Origin of the sequence: Leisingera thetidis (assembly GCF_025857195.1) — a bacterium.
In the GTDB taxonomy this organism is placed as follows: Bacteria; Pseudomonadota; Alphaproteobacteria; order Rhodobacterales; family Rhodobacteraceae; genus Leisingera; species Leisingera thetidis.
Genome location: NZ_CP109787.1, coordinates 127,501 through 145,558, shown reverse-complemented (window position 1 = coordinate 145,558; position 18,058 = coordinate 127,501). Strand labels below are relative to the sequence as shown.

The 18,058-nt window shown below is 62.3% G+C and carries 13 protein-coding genes and 2 rRNA genes (1 of these 15 cut by a window edge); 9 read left to right on the top strand and 6 right to left on the bottom strand.

Going from position 1 to position 18,058, the window contains the following annotated elements; genetic code table 11:
• Positions 1-6: 6 nt before the first annotated feature.
• Positions 7-2,052 carry a DEAD/DEAH box helicase gene (locus OKQ63_RS00650; RefSeq protein ID WP_264212071.1) on the top strand — a complete coding sequence of 682 codons (2,046 nt, stop codon included), beginning with the start codon at positions 7-9 and terminating at the stop codon, positions 2,050-2,052.
• A 110-nt stretch (positions 2,053-2,162) separates the two neighbouring features.
• Positions 2,163-2,972 (top strand): division plane positioning ATPase MipZ, encoded by an 810-nt coding sequence (locus tag OKQ63_RS00645; protein ID WP_264212070.1) that lies wholly within the window; start codon positions 2,163-2,165, stop codon positions 2,970-2,972.
• 16 nt (positions 2,973-2,988) lie between these two features.
• On the opposite strand, the gene OKQ63_RS00640 is transcribed toward OKQ63_RS00645, so the two are convergent.
• Positions 2,989-4,221, bottom strand: coding sequence for an adenylate/guanylate cyclase domain-containing protein (locus tag OKQ63_RS00640; protein ID WP_264212069.1), 1,233 nt, complete (start codon positions 4,219-4,221; stop codon positions 2,989-2,991).
• 51 nt (positions 4,222-4,272) lie between these two features.
• The gene (locus tag OKQ63_RS00635; protein WP_264212068.1) at positions 4,273-4,713 is read right to left on the bottom strand and encodes a MarR family winged helix-turn-helix transcriptional regulator; all 441 of its coding nucleotides are present in this window, start codon (positions 4,711-4,713) and stop codon (positions 4,273-4,275) included.
• Positions 4,714-4,784: 71 nt separating this feature from the next.
• On the opposite strand from OKQ63_RS00635, the gene hmgA reads away from it, so the two are divergent.
• The 7 genes from hmgA to maiA all read left to right on the top strand — a co-directional run bounded on the left by hmgA (position 4,785) and on the right by maiA (position 11,755).
• Positions 4,785-6,140 carry a homogentisate 1,2-dioxygenase gene (hmgA, locus tag OKQ63_RS00630; protein ID WP_264212067.1) on the top strand — a complete coding sequence of 452 codons (1,356 nt, stop codon included), beginning with the start codon at positions 4,785-4,787 and terminating at the stop codon, positions 6,138-6,140.
• Positions 6,141-6,247: 107 nt separating this feature from the next.
• Positions 6,248-7,504, top strand: coding sequence for a fumarylacetoacetase (gene fahA, locus OKQ63_RS00625; protein ID WP_264212066.1), 1,257 nt, complete (start codon positions 6,248-6,250; stop codon positions 7,502-7,504).
• 83 nt (positions 7,505-7,587) lie between these two features.
• Positions 7,588-8,538, top strand: coding sequence for an MBL fold metallo-hydrolase (locus OKQ63_RS00620; protein WP_264212065.1), 951 nt, complete (start codon positions 7,588-7,590; stop codon positions 8,536-8,538).
• Positions 8,539-8,687: 149 nt separating this feature from the next.
• Positions 8,688-10,298 carry an FAD-dependent oxidoreductase gene (locus tag OKQ63_RS00615; RefSeq protein WP_264212064.1) on the top strand — a complete coding sequence of 537 codons (1,611 nt, stop codon included), beginning with the start codon at positions 8,688-8,690 and terminating at the stop codon, positions 10,296-10,298.
• A 5-nt stretch (positions 10,299-10,303) separates the two neighbouring features.
• Positions 10,304-10,522 (top strand): DUF2783 domain-containing protein, encoded by a 219-nt coding sequence (locus OKQ63_RS00610; RefSeq protein ID WP_264212063.1) that lies wholly within the window; start codon positions 10,304-10,306, stop codon positions 10,520-10,522.
• On the top strand, positions 10,519-11,061 hold the full coding sequence (locus OKQ63_RS00605) for a VOC family protein (RefSeq protein WP_264212062.1): 543 nt from the start codon (positions 10,519-10,521) through the stop codon (positions 11,059-11,061). Before OKQ63_RS00610 ends, OKQ63_RS00605 begins: the two co-directional genes overlap by 4 nt.
• 61 nt (positions 11,062-11,122) lie before the next feature.
• Complete coding sequence (gene maiA / locus OKQ63_RS00600; RefSeq protein ID WP_264212061.1) at positions 11,123-11,755, top strand: maleylacetoacetate isomerase; 633 nt, start codon at positions 11,123-11,125, stop codon at positions 11,753-11,755.
• Positions 11,756-11,775: 20 nt separating this feature from the next.
• Here the strand turns inward: maiA and OKQ63_RS00595 are convergent, their stop codons facing one another.
• The 4 genes from OKQ63_RS00595 to OKQ63_RS00580 form a co-directional block, all read right to left on the bottom strand.
• Entirely contained in the window at positions 11,776-12,471 is a 696-nt protein-coding gene (locus OKQ63_RS00595; protein WP_264212060.1) for a hypothetical protein, read from the bottom strand.
• Positions 12,472-12,554: 83 nt separating this feature from the next.
• Positions 12,555-14,954: a calcium-binding protein gene (locus tag OKQ63_RS00590; RefSeq protein WP_264212059.1), complete on the bottom strand. Its 2,400-nt coding sequence runs from the start codon at positions 14,952-14,954 to the stop codon at positions 12,555-12,557.
• A 515-nt stretch (positions 14,955-15,469) separates the two neighbouring features.
• Positions 15,470-15,584: ribosomal RNA gene (rrf, locus tag OKQ63_RS00585) — 5S ribosomal RNA — on the bottom strand.
• Between the two features lie 199 nt (positions 15,585-15,783).
• Positions 15,784-18,058 (bottom strand): 23S ribosomal RNA (locus tag OKQ63_RS00580); it runs 556 nt beyond the window's last position.

Here is an 18,058-nt window from a genome sequence, read left to right as displayed (position 1 = left end):
CTCCTCGTGAAACAAGCCCTGGCCAACGCACTGCAAGAGCGCGGATATGAAACCCTGACCCAAGTGCAGGAGGCTGTGACCCAGCCCGACGTGGAAGGGCGCGACCTGCTGGTCTCGGCACAGACCGGATCGGGCAAGACTGTCGGCTTTGGCCTGGCGCTGGCACAGGACCTGCTGGGAGAGGCAGAGGCATTTGACGACGCCGCGGCGCCGCTGGCGCTGGTGATTGCCCCGACCCGCGAGCTGGCCTTGCAGGTGAAACACGAGCTGAGCTGGCTCTACCGCGAGGCAGGTGCGGTGATTGCCTCCTGCGTTGGCGGCATGGACATGCGCGACGAGCGCCGGGCGCTGGCCCGCGGCGCCCATATCGTGGCCGCGACCCCGGGGCGGCTGCGCGACCACATCGCGCGCGGCTCCATCGACCTCAGCCAGGTGCGCGGCGTTGTGCTGGACGAAGCGGACGAAATGCTGGACCTCGGCTTCCGCGAGGATCTTGAGTTCATTCTGGGCGAGGCGCCCGAAGACCGCCGCACGCTGCTGTTCTCTGCCACTGTGCCGCCGGCGATTGGCAGCCTGGCCGAGACCTTTCAGCGCGATGCGCTGCGGATCAAGACCGCGGGCGAAACCAAGCAGCACAGCGATATCGAATACCGGCTGATGAGCGTGGCGCAAGCGGACGCGGAAAACGCCATCATCAACGTGCTGCGGTACTATGAGGCGCCCAGCGCCATCGTCTTTGCCAACACCCGCGCGGCAGTGAACCGGCTGGCGGCACGGCTGTCCAACCGCGGCCTGCCGGTGGTGACACTGTCGGGCGAGCTCAGCCAGACCGAGCGCAGCCACGCGCTGCAGGCGATGCGCGACGGGCGGGCCCGGGTCTGCGTGGCCACCGATGTGGCGGCGCGCGGCATCGACCTGCCGGGGCTGGAACTGGTGATCCACGCTGAGCTGCCCTCGAACCACGAAACCCTGCTGCACCGCTCCGGCCGCACCGGCCGCGCCGGCCGCAAGGGCGTCAGCGCGCTGATCGCCCCGCCCAAGGCCCGCAGCAAGGCGCTGCGGCTGCTGAAATGGGCCAAGCTGACGGCAGAGCATTGCGAAGCGCCCTCCGCCGACGACATTCTGGCCCGCGACGAAGAGCGGATGCTGGCCGATCCGGTCTGGCAGGAACCGGTCGCTGAGAACGAGCAGGCGGGCGTTCAGACCCTGCTGAACACATTCTCGGCCGAACAGATTGCAGCAACCTATCTGCGCCTGTTCCGCAGCCGCCACTCGGCGCCGGAAGACCTGCGTCCGGCCGGCGCGGAAGAGCCACGCAAAGAGCGCAAGGAACGCAAAGCCTTTGGCCCCTCCGTCTGGTTCTCGCTGTCCGGCGGCCATGAAGCAGGCGCCGACCCGCGCAAGGTGCTGCCGATGCTGTGCAAGGCCGGCAATATCGACCGGGACGCCATCGGGGCGATCCGGGTGCAGGACAACGAGACCTTTGCAGAAATCAGCGAGGCTGCGGTTGATGGCTTCCTGAAGGCGCTGGACGGCAAGACCGAGCTGGAACCGGGTGCTGTTCTGACCCAGCTGTCCGAGGCCCCCGAACTGGCCCCGGCACCGCGCCGCAGCCCCGGCGGGCCGAAGGGCGGTTTCAAAGGCGACCGCAAGCCCAGAACCCACCGCGGCAAAGAGGACGGCCCGAAACCTTACCACGCCAAATCCGGCGATAGCCGGGACTCCCGCCCTCCGCGCAAGGACTGGCAGGAAAAGCGCGCCTTTGACAAAACGCCGTCCGAGCGTGAGCCGCGCCGCAGCCGTCCGCAGGAAACCAGCCCGAAGCCCGATCCGGCTGTGGTGGCGAAACCCAAAGGCGCTTCGGATCCGTCCAAGCGGATGACAAGGCCCGGCGCCCCCGCGGCAAAACCGTTCAAGGCCAAAGGCCCCAAGCCGCCCGCCGGCAAGCCGAACAGCAAAAAGAACCAGGCCCGCGCCGCCGGTGGCAAGACTGGAAAACCCGGCGACGCCCGTCCCAAGCGCAAGCCGGCGGGTCCGGCAAAACACAGGTGAAACACTAATTTCACCAGTCTGCGCGCATTGCTTTTCTTGGCGGAATCCTGCGCATATACAGGGGCCCAAAGATAAAGACGTGCCAAAGGCACGAGCGAAGGGACCTGTACATGGCGCATATCATTGTCGTCGGCAACGAGAAGGGCGGCGCGGGCAAATCCACTGTTTCCATGCATGTTGCAACCACCTTGGCCCGGTTGGGCCACAAGGTCGCGGCGCTGGACCTGGACCTGCGGCAGCGCTCGATGGGGCGCTACCTGGAAAACCGCAGGGACTTCTGCAGCAAGGCAGGCCTGGACCTGCCGATGATCGAGATGCACGAGCTGCCGGACATTGATCCGGCCAGCCTGCAGCCTGGCGAAAACATCTATGACCACCGGCTGTCCGCTGCAGTTTCTGCGCTGGAGCCGGGCCATGACTTCATCCTGATTGACTGCCCCGGCTCGCACACCCGCCTTAGCCAGGTGGCGCATTCGCTGGCCGACACGCTGATCACGCCGCTGAACGACAGCTTTGTCGATTTCGACCTTCTGGCCCATGTGGACCAAAAGGGCGAGAAGATCACCGGCCCCTCTGTCTATTCCGAAATGGTCTGGAATGCCCGCCAGCTGCGCGCGCAGGCCGGCCTGAAGCCGATCGACTGGATCGTGATCCGCAACCGGGTCGGCACTCAGCGCATGGTCAACAAGGAAAAGATGGAACGCGCCATCAACATGCTGTCCAAGCGGATCGGCTTCCGCGTGGCACCGGGGTTTTCCGAGAGGGTGATCTTCCGCGAGCTGTTTCCGCGCGGGCTGACGCTGCTGGACCTCAAGGATGTCGGCGTCAAGCAGCTGAACATTTCCAACATCGCCGCGCGGCAGGAACTGCGCGACATGATGAAGGAAGTGAACCTGCCCGGTGTCGAGGTCAGCATCTGACCCCGCCCGAGGCAGGTCAGCAATCGCAGCTGCAATTGCCTCGGTAGATGGTGTAGAGCTCCATCGGATCAGCCACGCCGCGCAGCATGTAGCGGCCCAGCGACACCAGGTCGTGGTTGGTGCCCTTGGCCGCCTTCTGCACGTCTTCGGACATGATGATGTTCTGGCCGACGGAACGGTGCATGCCGGCTATCCGGGCGGTCTGGTTCACAGCCTGGCCGATCACGGTGAAGTCGAGCCGGTTCTCGGCCCCTATGTTTCCGTAAAGGATGTCACCTGCATGCAGCGCGAGGGTGAAGCCCGCCGTCGGCAACCCCTGCTCCTCGCGTTCAGTGTTAAACGCCCGGACCTTGCCGCACAGCTCATTCGCCGCGGCCAGCGCTGCGTGGGCGTCTTCCTCGATGCTGCCGAGGTTGAACATGGTCAGCATGCCGTCCCCCATGAACTTGAGGATGTTGCCGCCATGCGCCTGGATGGTTTCCACCGCCAGACCGAAATAGCCGTTCAGCATCTCGATCAGCTCGGTGCCCGGCAGCCGCTCCGACAGCCGGGTGAACCCCTTGAGGTCGAACAGGCAGATCACCGCGTCGATCTTTTGCGACGAGCCGCGCTGGATCTCGCCCGACAGCACCCGGCGGCCGGCATCCCGGCCCAGATAGACCTGCAACAGGTCGCTGGCCATCTGCCGGTTGGAGGAGGATTTCAGCGCCAGGCCCAGATGCGGCAGGGTGGTGCGGATCAGATCCAGCTCCCGGTTTGAAAAGCCGCCAGGGCGGTCAGTGGACCAGGAGACCAGCATGCCTTCCTGCGGGTGGCGGGGATCGTTCGGTTCGGCATCCGGCGGTGCAAAACGCACGCCCTTGGCGAAATACTCCGTAGCCCCCCGCTCCCTCAGTTCCGCAAGCAGCGGAAACTGCTCTGGAGCATCCTCTTCGATGTTCTCGCGGAACTCCTCCAACTCCTGGTCCAGAATGTGGAAGAAGGGGCTGCGCAGCCATTCCTCACGCGGGGACTCCCGGTATTCGTAATGCTGATGCGACAGGCCGTCCGCCCGGGTCCAGTTGAAGCCGATACCGCCGAACTTCGGATGAAACGCACGCTGTGCCAGATGGAAGCGCCACAGGGGCACCCCCGCATCTGCCAGCCGCTGGCAATAACCCTGCAGCAAGTCCTGCTGGTGCGCTCCCTGCAGGCCCTGCTCCATCAGCCAGGCAATCAGCGGGCCAGAATTGACATCAATCTGTATCATGTATCCACCTTCAATCCCGCTGCCTTATCTGGGTATTACTGCCTGAGATGTCTACGGTTCGATCCCTGCTAATTTGCGCAGCATATGCCGCAAAATCGCAACCTCGCCCGCGGTGAATCTGGCACACATTCCCGTGTCGAAATCCAATGCATGCTTGCGCAGGTCTTTGTAGGCTGCTTCTCCTGCCGCGGTCAGCGCCAGATGTTCTGCACGGCGGTCGTTTTCATCACGGGTGCGGGTCACAAACCGTTTCTGAGCCAGCTTCGCCACTGCGCGGCTGATCTTGGTCTTGTGGATCTTGGCACGCCCGCCGATCTCCTTGGCCGTCATCTGGCCATAATTGCCCAGATGGAACAGCACCCGCCACTCCGTGCGCAGCATTCCGTACCGGTTCTTGTAGTGCTTCTGGAACCCCAGCGAACTTTCCTCCGCTGCGCGATTCAGCAGATACGGCAGGAAATCCTGCAATGCGAAGTCATCTTTTTCTGTCATATGCGCCCCCTCACCCTTGTTAGTTACAAAACCAACTAATATTCCGCAAGCAGCAACAGGAGAAACGCGCCATGAATCGACCTGCTGATCCCCATGAAATGATCCAGGCCCCCTCGATTGCAGGGCCGAACGAGGGCTATATGCCCGGCTTTGCCAATGACTTTGAAACCGAAGCGCTGCCCGGCGCCCTGCCGCAGGGCATGAACTCGCCGCAGAAGTGCAATTACGGCCTGTACGGCGAGCAGCTGAGCGGCACCGCCTTTACCGCCGATCCGCCGGAGCGGACCTGGTGCTACCGGATCCGCCCCTCGGTCAAGCACTCGCACCGCTACGAGAAGATCGACCTGCCCTATTGGAAATCCGCCCCGCATGTGGTGGATGAGGTGACCAGCCTCGGCCAGTACCGCTGGGACCCGGTGCCGCATTCAGACGAAGGGCTGACCTGGCTCACCGGCATGCGCACCATGACCACCGCGGGCGACGTGAACACCCAGGTCGGCATGGCGAGCCATATCTACCTGGTCACCGAGTCAATGGTGGACAGCTACTTCTTCTCCGCCGACTCCGAGCTGCTGGTGGTGCCGCAGGAGGGGCGGCTGCGGTTTGCAACCGAACTGGGCATCCTCGACCTGGCGCCGCAGGAGATCGCCATCATCCCGCGCGGGCTGGTCTACCGGGTCGAGGTGCTGGACGGCCCCTGCCGCGGCTTTGTCTGCGAGAATTACGGCCAGAAGTTCGAACTGCCTGGCCGCGGGCCGATCGGCGCCAACTGCATGGCCAACCCGCGCGACTTCAAGGCGCCGGTGGCAGCGTTCGAGGACCGCGAGACGCCCTCGACCGTGACCATCAAATGGTGCGGCCAGTTCCACGAGACCAAGATCGGCCATTCACCACTGGACGTGGTGGCCTGGCATGGCAACTATGCGCCCTTCAAATACGACCTGCGCACCTATTGCCCGGTTGGCGCGATCCTGTTCGACCACCCGGACCCGTCGATCTTTACCGTGCTGACGGCGCCCTCGGGCATGCCGGGCACTGCCAACATCGACTTTGTGCTGTTCCGCGAGCGCTGGATGGTGGCCGAAAACACCTTCCGCCCGCCGTGGTATCATAAGAACATCATGTCGGAGCTGATGGGCAATATCTTTGGCCAGTATGATGCCAAACCGCAGGGGTTTGTGCCCGGCGGCATGTCGCTCCACAACATGATGCTGCCGCACGGGCCGGACAAAAATGCGTTTGAGGGGGCATCGAACTCCAACCTCGGCCCCGAAAAGCTGGACAACACCATGTCCTTCATGTTCGAGACCCGCTTTCCGCAGCATCTGACCGCATTTGCAGCCAAGGAAGCGCCGCTGCAGGATGACTACATCGACTGCTGGAACGACATTGAGAAAAAATTCGACGGCACCCCCGGCCTGAAATGAAATGGTGAGGGGGCGCTGCCCCCTCTGGGCCGGTCCGGCCCATTCACCCCCGGAGTATTTCCGGCAAAGATGAAAAGGATCCCTCGGATCCGGAAACTGGAGACACGATGCCTCTGCTGAAATCCTGGGTGGCCTCGGCCAACGATGCGACCCACCCGTTCCCGCTGAACAATCTGCCTTATGGCGTTTTTTCTATTGAGGGCGGCGAGCCGCGCTGCGGCGTTGCCATCGGCGACATGATCCTGGACATGCAGGCCGCCGAGGAGGCCGGGCTGGTTCAGCTGGGCGATGCGCCGCTGTTCGACGTGCCGTACTGGAACGACCTGATGGAGGAAGGCCCCGCCGTCTGGGCGGCCCTGCGCGACCGTCTGACCGCACTGCTGTCCGATGGGGCAGTTGAGCGAGAGAAGGTGGAACCGCTGCTGGTTCCGGCCGCTGATGCCGAGCTGCACATGCCCTTTGCGGTCAGCGAATACACCGACTTCTACGCGGGCAAGAACCACGCCTTCAACGTCGGCACCATGTTCCGCGGTCCGGAAAACGCGCTGCCTCCGAACTGGCTGCATATCCCGATCGGCTATAACGGGCGCGCCTCTTCGGTCGTGGTTTCGGGCACCGATGTGCGCCGCCCCTGGGGCCAGCTGAAGGGCCCGAATGATGCCGCCCCCCGCTGGGCGCCTTGCGCCCGCTTCGACATTGAGCTGGAAATGGGCGCGATTGTCGGCACGCCGTCGGACGACCCGATCAGCGTGCAGGAAGCCGACGACCATATCTTTGGCTACGTGCTGCTGAACGACTGGTCGGCGCGCGATATCCAGGCCTGGGAATACCAGCCGCTCGGCCCCTTCCAGGCCAAGGCGACCGCCACCTCGATCAGCCCCTGGATCGTCACCAAGCCGGCGCTGGAGCCGTTCCGCTGTGACACGCCGGAGCGCGAGGTGGCGCTGCTGGACCACCTGAAGGACTGCGGCCCGATGCTCTATGACATCGATCTGGAAGTCACCATGGCGCCAGAAGGCAAAGCGGCGACCACCATCGCACGGACCAACTACAAGGAAATGTACTATTCCGCCGCCCAGCAGCTGGCGCATCACACCACCTCGGGCTGCCCGATGAACGCAGGCGATCTGCTGGGTTCAGGCACGATCTCCGGTCCCGCCAAGGAAAGCCGCGGCTCTCTGCTGGAACTCAGCTGGGGCGGCAAGGAACCCCTGACGCTGGACAGTGGCGAGGAACGCTCCTTCATCGCTGACGGCGACACGCTAACCCTAAAAGGCGCGGCCAATGGGGACGGCTACACCATCGGCTTCGGTGATTGCACCGGCACCGTCCTGCCCGCGCTTGACGACCCCTTCAAGCGGTAAGATCCGCTTTTCCTCTTGCATCAAATACCCCCGCCGGAGGCTCCCGCACCCCGCCTCTGGCGCACCGTCGAAAGGATAGACACATGGCCAAGGCATTCGCGTCCCAAGGGGACATGAGCGAAAAGAAAATCTCCTTCACCGAAGTGGGCGAGGGCCTTTATGCCTTCACCGCCGAGGGCGATCCCAACTCGGGTGTGATCATCGGCGATGATTCAGTGATGATCGTTGAGGCGCAGGCCACCCCGCGGCTCGCGAACAAAGTGATCGAGTGCGTGCGCTCCGTCACCGACAAGCCGATCACCCACGTGGCATTGACCCACTATCATGCGGTGCGCGTGCTGGGCGCCTCTGCCTTCGGGGCGCAACAGATCATCATGGGCGACACCGCACGCGCCATGGTGGTGGAACGCGGACAGGAGGACTGGGACAGCGAGTTCCAGCGCTTCCCGCGGCTGTTCGAAGGCCATGAGAGCATTCCCGGCCTGACCTACCCGACCACCACTTTCTCCGACGACATGACCGTCTACCTCGGCAACCGCCGCGTCGACCTGATGCACCTGGGCCGCGCCCATACTGCGGGCGACATCGTGATCCATGTGCCGGACCAGAACGTGATGTTCACCGGCGACATCGTGGAATACCACTCGGCTTGCTATTGCGGCGACGGCCATTTCGGCGACTGGGGCAGCACCCTCGACAACATCAAGGCGTTTGACGTCGACGCCATTGCGCCGGGCCGCGGCGATGCGCTGGTGGGCAAGAAGATGGTCAATGCCGCCATCGAGAACACCCGCGACTTCGTCGAAAGCACCTACCGCCCGGCGGCCAAGGTGGCCGCCCGCAACGGCACCCTCAAGGAGGCCTGGGACGCGGTGCGCGCCGAATGCGATCCGAAGTTCGCGGACTACGCGATCTACGAGCACTGCCTGCCCTTCAACGTCGCCCGCGCCTATGACGAGGCCCGCGGCATCGATACCCCGCGCATCTGGACCGCGCAGCGCGATCTGGAGATGTGGGACGCCCTGCAGGGGTGAGACCCGGCCAGCATCGCTCCGGGGCGGTTTGATCCAGATCGTATCGCCCCGGCAGAACCTGTGAGACGCTAGACCATCCTCCCGGCGCACCCCTGCCGGGAAACGGTTAAGCTGTGCCTGACGGCACCCGGAATTTGGGAGGAGACCTGATGAACAAGATCTTTGAAGTCCCTTTGTACCCTTACGAGCGCCATGCGGATCAGGACGCCGCAACACCGGTGCGCCGCAAGGTGGTGATAATCGGCGCGGGGCCCGTCGGCCTGGCCGCCGCCATCGACCTGGCGCAGCAGGGCACCGAAGTCGTTGTGCTGGACGACAACGACAAGGTGAGCTTCGGCTCCCGCGCGATCTGCTTTGCCAAGCGGCCGCTGGAAATCCTCGACCGGCTGAGCTGCGGCCAGCCGATGGTCGACAAGGGCGTGCAATGGAACGTCGGCAAGGTGTTCTTTGACGACCGCCAGGTCTATGACTTCAACCTTCTGCCGGAAGAAGGCCATAAACGCCCCGCCTTCATCAATCTGCAGCAGTATTACTTCGAGGAATACCTGGTGAACAGGGTCCGCGAACTGCAGGAACAGGGCGCGCCGATCGAAATCCGCGGCCGCAACAAGGTTTCGGCCATCGGCACCCATCCCGGCCATGTGGTGCTGGAGATCGACACCCCCGAAGGCGCCTACAACCTGGAAGCGGACTGGCTGATCGCCTGTGACGGCGCAGGTTCTCCAACCCGGCGGATGCTGGGGCTGGATTTTGTCGGGCGGGTGTTCGAGGACAACTTCCTGATTGCCGATGTGATCATGGAGGCGGATTTCCCGACCGAGCGCTGGTTCTGGTTCGACCCGCCCTTCAACAAGGGCCAGTCGGCGCTGCTGCACAAGCAGCCCGATGGTGTCTGGCGCATCGACCTGCAGCTGGGCTGGGATATCGACAAGGAACGCGAGAAACGCCCGGAGAACGTGATCCCGCGCCTCAAGGCGATGCTGGGAGAGGACGTGAAATTCGAGCTGGAATGGGTTTCGATCTACACCTTCCAGTGCCGCCGGATGGAGCAATTCCGCCATGGACGGGTGCTCTTTGCAGGCGACGCCGCGCATCAGGTTTCCCCCTTTGGGGCCCGCGGCGCCAACTCCGGCCTGCAGGACACCGACAACCTGTGCTGGAAGCTGAAGCTGGTGATGGACGGCAAGGCGCCGGAAAGCCTGCTCGACAGCTATGACGTGGAGCGAGTCCACGGCGCCGATGAGAACATTCTGAACTCGTCCCGCTCCACCGATTTCATCACCCCGAAATCGGAGATCAGCCGGGTGCTGCGCGACGCGGTGCTCGACCTGTCGGAACAGTATGAATTCGCCCGCCCGCTGGTGAACTCCGGCCGCCTGTCGGTGCCCTGCACCTATGACGGCTCGCCGCTGAACTCGGCGGATGCGCTGGACGGGCCGGACCGGACCCGCCCCGGCTCCCCCTGCCCCGACGCACCGCTGGGCGACGGGTTCCTGCTGGACAAGCTGGGCGGCAGGTTCGTGCTGCTGACTATCGACGCCGACGCCCCCGATGTTATCGAGGAGGAAGGCATCGAGGTCACCCGCCTTGCGCTGTCGATCAAGGATGACAAGACTCTGGCACTGCAGGAGCGCTACCTGGGCAAGCTTGAAAGCGGCGTCTACCTGATCCGCCCGGACCAGCATGTGGCCGCCCGCCGCCCCAGCTTTGATGAAAACCAGTTCCGGCACGCGATCCGCCGGGCCGTCGGCAAGGAGTGACCGCCATGACTGAGACCGATCAGCTGATCCTGTCCGCAAACACAGAGCGCGCCGACGATTTCTATGCAGATCTCCTGGCGGCGCATGAGGGCCTCGGCAAAGCCGAAAGCGATGCGCTGAATGCACGGCTTGTGCTGGTGCTCGCCAACCACATTGGGAAACGCGCGATCCTGAAACAGGCGCTGGCCGCGGCCGCGCTGAAGCCTGAGGAGGACACCGCTTGAAAATCGAACAGATCCACCACGTTGCCTACCGCTGCAAAGACGCCAAAGAGACGGTGGAGTGGTACAACAAAATGCTGAAGATGGACTTTGTCCTGGCGATTGCCGAGGACCATGTTCCTTCCACCCACGAGCCGGATCCCTACATGCATGTGTTCATGGATGCAGGCAACGGCAACGTGCTGGCCTTCTTCGAGCTGCCGACCAAACCGGAGATGGACCGCGACCGCAGCACGCCGGTCTGGGTGCAGCATATCGCCTTCAAGGTGAAGGACCGTGAGACCCTGATCCAGTTCAAGGAGCATCTGGAGGCCAATGGCGTCGAGGTGCTGGGCGTCACCGACCACTCGATCTTCCACTCGATCTATTTTTTCGACCCGAACGGCCACCGGGTGGAGCTGGCCTGTCCCGATCCCAAGGAAGAGGCGCTGCTGCAGAAGCTGGACGCGGTGAAATGGGAGATGCTGGAGGAATGGTCGAAGACCAGGAAAGCCCCCAAACACGCAGACTGGCTGCACGCCAAGGAGCTGAACAAGGCCTGAGCCGGCTGGCACGCTCGAGGGCAGCCCCGCGGGCTGCCTTTTCAACACGGGGAGGACGCCGATGGGCGACGCAGTTCTTTATGACTATTGGCGGTCATCGGCCAGCTACCGGCTGCGCATCGCGCTGAATCTGGCCGGGATCGGATACACCGCAGTGCGGGTTGACCTGGTCAAGGGCGAACACAAAAGCCCCGAACACCTGGCCCGCAATCCGCAAGGCTTTGTGCCGGTACTGGAGATCGACGGGCTGCGGCTGACCCAATCGCTGGCCATTCTGGATTACCTGGACGAGACTCGGAAACTCGGCTTGTTGCCCCAGGACCCGGGCCGGCGCGCCCGCGCGCGGGCGCTGGCGCATTCGGTGGCGGTGGATGTGCATCCGGTCTGCAATCTGCAGGTGGCCAAACACGCCACCGCCCTCAGCGGCGGCGCTGAAGACATGCCCAGGGCCTGGATGCAGCATTTCATCCGCCCCGGCCTGCAAGCCTTCGAGGCACTGCTTGCCGGTTTCGGCCAAGCCCCCTATTGCACCGGCGCAACACCCGGTCTGGCAGATATCTGCCTGATGCCGCAGCTTTACAATGCCCGGCGCTGGGAGGCGGATTTCTCGGACCTGCCGCGGATCTGCGCAGTGGAGGCCGCCTGCGCCGCGCACCCTGCCTTTGCCGCCGGGCATCCGGATCGAGCCGACTGACCGCGGATCTCGCTGCCGCATCAAGAAGAACGCAGCAGAACCTTGCTGGAATTCAGAGCCTGCGCAATCCGCTGGTAGTGCAGCGCCACATCGCTGTTTCCTGCGGACGAGCGCAGCAGTACGGTTGTGGTTTCCTCAAGAATGGCCAGTGCCTTGGCATTGGTTTCAGCCGCGGTTTCCTGCTTCACGGCTGCCACCGGGCGGCGCGTGGTCTCGCTGTCAGCCTGAACAGTGATGCGCAGCCGGGGCTGGCTGTTGTCCCGGTTCTGACTGGACAGGCTGTTCAGATCAGCCGACGCCTTTGCCAGCGCCTCGCGGGCGGCCGCATATTCTCCACGGGCAGGCAGTTTCTTGGCCAGCGCCTGCAACTCCTTGGCCAGGCAGTCGGTCCGGTAGGCTGCTCCCACGGCCTGACAAGCCGCTGCCGAAATGCTGAGCTGCGACACCACGCTGCTGGTTACGGATGCCGATACCGAGGCAGGCCCAGCCGGTCCAGTGCTGCCGGCCGTCCCGCTGTCCGCTGCACCGCCGCCGCCGGTGCCGCCAGCCGTGGCAGAGGGTTCACCGCGCACCTGTGCCTTCTGCACATAGCCCTGGAAACCGCCTTTCACCACTGCCGCGCCGGGGGCCGCCGCCGCTGCCGCCATAACCGGCGACAGCAGGAGTGCGGCTTGAAATGACCAGGAAATGACCGCGGTGCATTTCTTGCTGTTCATCTGTGTCCCTTTCCCTTGCCTGCTGCGGGCAGGTATGCCCGCCTCCCGCCCGAGAACCAAGCCGAAATCGCCTGTCTTTAAACCTACATAGGGTCGATGGAAATTCCGACGAACTGATCTGATGTCAGTTCCGTCGCTCCCTGAAGCAGGATCTCGAAGTCAATCATGTCTTCATTGAAGTCTGCAGCAACCAGAAGTAGGCCATCCTCATGCTCATCGATGAAAATGTTGATGTCATAGGCTTCGTTTCCATTGGACGGTGTCAGGTCAAAGTCGCCATCATCCAGAGACAAGACGATATAGGCGTCACCTGACGTGATCGAGGTGAGGTCGATCTGATCCTGCGTATCATCGAAATCCGAAATGACATCGCGCTGCCCATCTCCCGCACGGCTTTCGTCGAAACTGCTGAAGATAAAGACATCAGCCTCTGCTCCGCCGGACAGGGTGTCGGACCCAAGGCCGCCTGTCAAAGTATCGGCACCGCCGCCGCCCGTCAGCGAGTCGCTGCCCGCTTCGCCGTTGAGCACATCCGCGCCGCCGCCGCCGTCCAGATCATCGCCGTTCGCGCCGCCCGCGAGTGTGTCCTGCCCGGTACCGCCGGTGAGGCTGTCCTGGCCGTCACCGCCGCTCAGATCGTCTGCTCCGCGTCCTCCAAGCAACGTGTCAGCTCCGTTGCCGCCAGAAAGCGTGTCGCTCCCGGCGCCGCCAATCAGCTCATCCGCACCGCCGTTGCCATCCAGCTGGTCGCCGTCTTCGTTCCCGCGAAGCGCATCGTTGCCTGTTCCGCCGTTCAAGGTGTCACTACCGGAGCCACCCGCAAGGTAATCATCGCCATGCTCTCCGTTCAGCGTGTCGTCGCCATCTCCGCCGTTCAGAGTGTCCGCCCCGGAACCGCCTTCCAGGACATCGCTGCCGTCATTGCCTGATAGAATGTCATCGCTGTCGCCGCCATCCAGCGTGTCGCTGCCGCCACCGCCGGTCAGAGTGTCATTGCCAGCCCCGCCCCAAAGGGCATCAGCCTGGCTGCCGCCGTCCAGATCATCGCTGCCGCCGGCACCGCGCAATGTATCCTGGCCGGCTCCGCCCACCAGCGTATCATCCGAACTGCCGCCATCGAGGCTGTCGTTGCCATCCCCGCCGTCAAGCATATCGAGGCCAGAGCCGCCATCCAGCGTGTCGCTGCCGCCACCGCCGGACAAAGTGTCATTGCCAGCCCCGCCCCACAGGGCATCCGCCTGGCTGCCGCCGGCCAGATCGTCGCTGCCGCCGGCACCGCGCAGTGTATCCCAGCCGGCGCCGCCAACCAGCGTATCATCCGAACTGCCGCCATCGAGGCTGTCGCTGCCATCCCCGCCGTCCAGCATATCGAGGCCAGAGCCGCCTTGCAGCGTATCGCTGCCGCCGCCGCCAGACAGAGTGTCATTGCCAGCCCCGCCCCACAGGGCATCCGCCTGGCTGCCGCCGTCAAGCGTATCCGTGCCTGCGCCGCCGCCCAGGTAGTCGCTGTTACGGCCACCTCGCAGCAAATCGCTGCCTTGCCCGCCGGTCAGACTGTCATCGCCCAAACCGCCCTGGAGCTCATCATCGCCGCCATTCCCTTTGAGCGTGTCGGCAGCCTGCCCGCCACTGAGACTGTCATCCCCCGCTCCGCCGCCAAGCATATCGGCATCCGTTCGGCCCAAGAGGATATCGGATCCAGCCCCCCCGAACAGGGTATCGGCCCCATCCTCCCCTTCCAGGGTGTCACCGCCGGTCCCGCCACTCAGGACATCCGCCCCTCTGCCGCCATTCAGCCTGTCGGCTCCAGCGTCTCCGGAAAGCCGGTCGCTGCCGGCTCCGCCGGACAGGCTGTCGCCTCCGAAGCTGCCCGTCAGTGAATCACTGCCCGCGTTGCCGGACAGAAAATCTCCGCCTTCCCCTCCGTTCAACGTGTCTGCTCCGCTGCCGCCCTGCAGATGATCGCTGCCGGTGCCGCCGCCCAGGACATCCGCCCCGCGGCCGCCGCCCAGGCTGTCGCTTCCCCTACCGCCATACAGGTTGTCCCGCCCGCTTTGGCCAAACAGCCGGTCATCGCCGCTGTTCCCGCGGATCAGGTCGGCTCCGGCAAAGCCGCCGATCGTGTCATCCAGATCCGATCCATTGTAGACGTCCGCGCCGCCGTAGAAGAGCTCCAAAAAATCTTGCGCGGTGATGTCAGGGTCCGCAATCACAGTGTTTGCGTCAAGCGACAAGCCCGTCACCGTGAACACCGGATCTGTCCAGCTGAACGGCTGGTACTGCAGGTAGGATTCAATCGTTCCAGTGACCGAGAAGGCGTCTCCCAGGCCTGGGACCAACTGGAATTCCGTGCCAGTCAGTGCCTTGTATTCCGCTCTGAACCCATCCGGCCCGGTAAACAGGATACTTGTGCTGCCGACCGTGAATTGCGCTTCAATTTCGGTGCCGATTGCAAACGGTTCGAAAAATGTAATCGTCGCCATCAAGGCCTCACCAAAGTTTTTTGCCGTATCAATAAAAGTCCGCCCGGCAAACCCGCGGCGTTCCGGGACCCCCCATCGTTAAACAGGGCCGGACGCGGTTTCCGTCTCTGAAAACAGTCTTATCTTACGTAACGAATGACCAACACGCCAGCCAAAGGGCTGACTGCGCCCGCCGAATAAGAGATGCAAAATTGGCACTGCTTAGATGTGATCCGCTGAGGCCACAGGACAGCTGCATAGCGATCTTCGGCGCTTGTATCCAGTATCGCTTCAAAAGTTCGGGGGACACATTTTCCAGCTGTCCGGTTGTCCGGGCCACTTCGATCAGCGCCACTTGGATCGTCTAATTACCAACAAAAGAGCGTTGAGCACCAGGCCCGAGGCCTTGCGCGATCCCGAATTTTCTGCCTGTCCGGCCGTCTCTGGAGAAACGCAGAACCGCCGCTGCAGGTGGTGCAGCGGCGGTTCTTTTTGCATTTTCGCATCGTTTTTGAGAGATATTTGGATTTTACTAGGTTTGGCGGTGACCTACTCTCCCAGGGCTTGAGCCCAAGTACCATCGGCGCTGCAGTGCTTAACTTCCGGGTTCGGGAAGGGACCGGGTGTTTCACTTGCGCTTTTGCCACCAAACCGAGAAAAATCCACTTGCCTCCGGCAGGTGGATTTGGCGGCAGGCAGCGTATTTGCAAAGCAAATGCGCGTTGCCGCACCTGGGTTGCGTCACGAGACGTTTCCACGAGCGGAAGGCAGTACAATCAACGTTTGTCCAAGTTTTGTTTTGGGATGTGTTTGCTTGTTTGGTTCTGAGTAACACTGTCTGTTACTGGATCAAATCAAGCCTGTCGGGCGATTAGTACCGGTCAGCTGAACGCATTGCTGCGCTTACACCTCCGGCCTATCGGCGTGGTGGTCTTCCACGGCCCTCAGGGATACCTTGTTTTGAGGGGGGCTTCCCGCTTAGATGCCTTCAGCGGTTATCCTGTCCGATCATAGCTACCCAGCACTGCTATTGGCATAACAACTGGTCCACCAGTGGATCGTTCACCCCGGTCCTCTCGTACTAGGGGCAACTCCTCTCAAGTATCCTACACCCACGGCAGATAGGGACCGAACTGTCTCACGACGTTCTAAACCCAGCTCACGTACCTCTTTAAACGGCGAACAGCCGTACCCTTGGGACCTGCTCCAGCCCCAGGATGAGATGAGCCGACATCGAGGTGCCAAACACTGCCGTCGATATGGACTCTTGGGCAGTATCAGCCTGTTATCCCCGGCGTACCTTTTATCCGTTGAGCGATGGCCCTTCCACGCGGGACCACCGGATCACTATGGCCGACTTTCGTCTCTGCTCGACTTGTCAGTCTCGCAGTCAGGCTGGCTTCTGCCATTGCACTCAACGAGCGATTTCCGACCGCTCTGAGCCAACCTTCGCGCGCCTCCGTTACTCTTTAGGAGGCGACCGCCCCAGTCAAACTACCCGCCACGCAGGGTCCCGGATCCGGATAACGGACCGCGGTTAGACATCAAGAGTGCGAAGGGTGGTATCTCAAGGGAGGCTCCACCGGAACTTGCGTTCCGGCTTCGATGCCTACCACCTATCCTGCACATCACAATCCTGATGCCAGTGCGAAGCTGTAGTAAAGGTGCACGGGGTCTTTCCGTCTAACCGCGGGAAGCCTGCATCTTGACAGGCAATTCAATTTCGCTGAGTCGATGTTGGAGACAGCGGGGAAGTCGTTACGCCATTCGTGCAGGTCGGAACTTACCCGACAAGGAATTTCGCTACCTTAGGACCGTTATAGTTACGGCCGCCGTTTACCTGGGCTTCAATTCGGAGCTCTCACCCCTCCTTTTAACCTTCAGGCACCGGGCAGGCGTCAGACCCTATACGTCGCCTTGCGGCTTCGCAGAGCCCTGTGTTTTTAATAAACAGTCGCCACCCCCTGGTTTGTGCCCCCGGATTCCACTTGCGTAGGACCCGGGCCTCCTTCTCGCGAACTTACGGAGGTATTTTGCCGAGTTCCTTCAACATCGTTCTCTCAAGCGCCTTGGTATTCTCTACCAGTCCACCTGTGTCGGTTTAGGGTACGGTCTGATGGAGGGCTATTTCCAGGGACTGATCAGCAGCCCATTCAATCCGATAAGGATGAACTACCGTCACAATCCGTCACATCCTCCTGGCCCACGAATATTAACGTGGTTCCCATCGCCTACGCCTTTCGGCCTCGGCTTAGGGGCCGGCTTACCCTGCTCAGATTAGCTTTAAGCAGGAACCCTTGGACTTTCGGCGAGAGTGTCTCTCACACTCTTTGTCGCTACTCATGTCATCATTCTCACTAGTGATCTCTCCACGGGATCGCTCACGCGCCCGCTTCATCGAAAGCTCCTTGCGTCCAATCTTTCCCGGAGGAAAGTAAGGACGCATGGACCTATGTCACACTACGCTCTGCTACCATGCACTATGTGCATCCTCGGCTTCGGCTCATGGCTTGAGCCCCGTTACATCTTCGCCGCAAGACATCTTGATTAGACCAGTGAGCTGTTACGCTATCTTTAAAGGATGGCTGCTTCTAAGCCAACCTCCTGGTTGTTTTGGACGTCTCACCTGCTTTCCCACTTAGCCATGAATTGGGGGCCTTAGCCGGAGGTCAGGGTTGTTTCCCTCTCCACGACGGACGTTAGCATCCGCCGTGTGTCTGCCATCCAGTACTCCCGGGTATTCGGAGTTTGGTTAGGATCAGTAAGCCTGTGGGGCCCCATTACCCATCCAGTGCTCTACCCCCCGGGGTATTCGGATGACGCTCTACCTAAATAGATTTCGCAGAGAACCAGCTATCTCCGAGTTTGATTGGCCTTTCACCCCTAGGCACAGCTCATCCCGATCTTTTTCAACAGATGTGGGTTCGGCCCTCCAGTGCGTGTTACCGCACCTTCAGCCTGGCCATGCCTAGATCACTCGGTTTCGGGTCTGATCCCACGAACTCATGCGCCCTATTAAGACTCGCTTTCGCTGCGCCTCCGCCTAGCGGCTTAAGCTTGCTCGTGAGACCAAGTCGATGACCCATTATACAAAAGGTACGCTGTCAGCCCTCAAGGGGCCTCCA

What these genes read in the sequence shown, in the direction of transcription:
- OKQ63_RS00640 (WP_264212069.1), bottom strand. Translation starts at nt 4,221, where the DNA reads ATGATACAGATTGATGTCAATTCTGGCCCGCTGATTGCCTGGCTGATG.
- maiA (WP_264212061.1), top strand. Translation starts at nt 11,123, where the DNA reads ATGGGCGACGCAGTTCTTTATGACTATTGGCGGTCATCGGCCAGCTAC.
- fahA (WP_264212066.1), top strand. Translation starts at nt 6,248, where the DNA reads ATGCCTCTGCTGAAATCCTGGGTGGCCTCGGCCAACGATGCGACCCAC.
- OKQ63_RS00635 (WP_264212068.1), bottom strand. Translation starts at nt 4,713, where the DNA reads ATGACAGAAAAAGATGACTTCGCATTGCAGGATTTCCTGCCGTATCTG.
- OKQ63_RS00610 (WP_264212063.1), top strand. Translation starts at nt 10,304, where the DNA reads ATGACTGAGACCGATCAGCTGATCCTGTCCGCAAACACAGAGCGCGCC.
- OKQ63_RS00615 (WP_264212064.1), top strand. Translation starts at nt 8,688, where the DNA reads ATGAACAAGATCTTTGAAGTCCCTTTGTACCCTTACGAGCGCCATGCG.
- OKQ63_RS00620 (WP_264212065.1), top strand. Translation starts at nt 7,588, where the DNA reads ATGGCCAAGGCATTCGCGTCCCAAGGGGACATGAGCGAAAAGAAAATC.
- OKQ63_RS00645 (WP_264212070.1), top strand. Translation starts at nt 2,163, where the DNA reads ATGGCGCATATCATTGTCGTCGGCAACGAGAAGGGCGGCGCGGGCAAA.
- OKQ63_RS00590 (WP_264212059.1), bottom strand. Translation starts at nt 14,954, where the DNA reads ATGGCGACGATTACATTTTTCGAACCGTTTGCAATCGGCACCGAAATT.
- OKQ63_RS00595 (WP_264212060.1), bottom strand. Translation starts at nt 12,471, where the DNA reads ATGAACAGCAAGAAATGCACCGCGGTCATTTCCTGGTCATTTCAAGCC.
- hmgA (WP_264212067.1), top strand. Translation starts at nt 4,785, where the DNA reads ATGAATCGACCTGCTGATCCCCATGAAATGATCCAGGCCCCCTCGATT.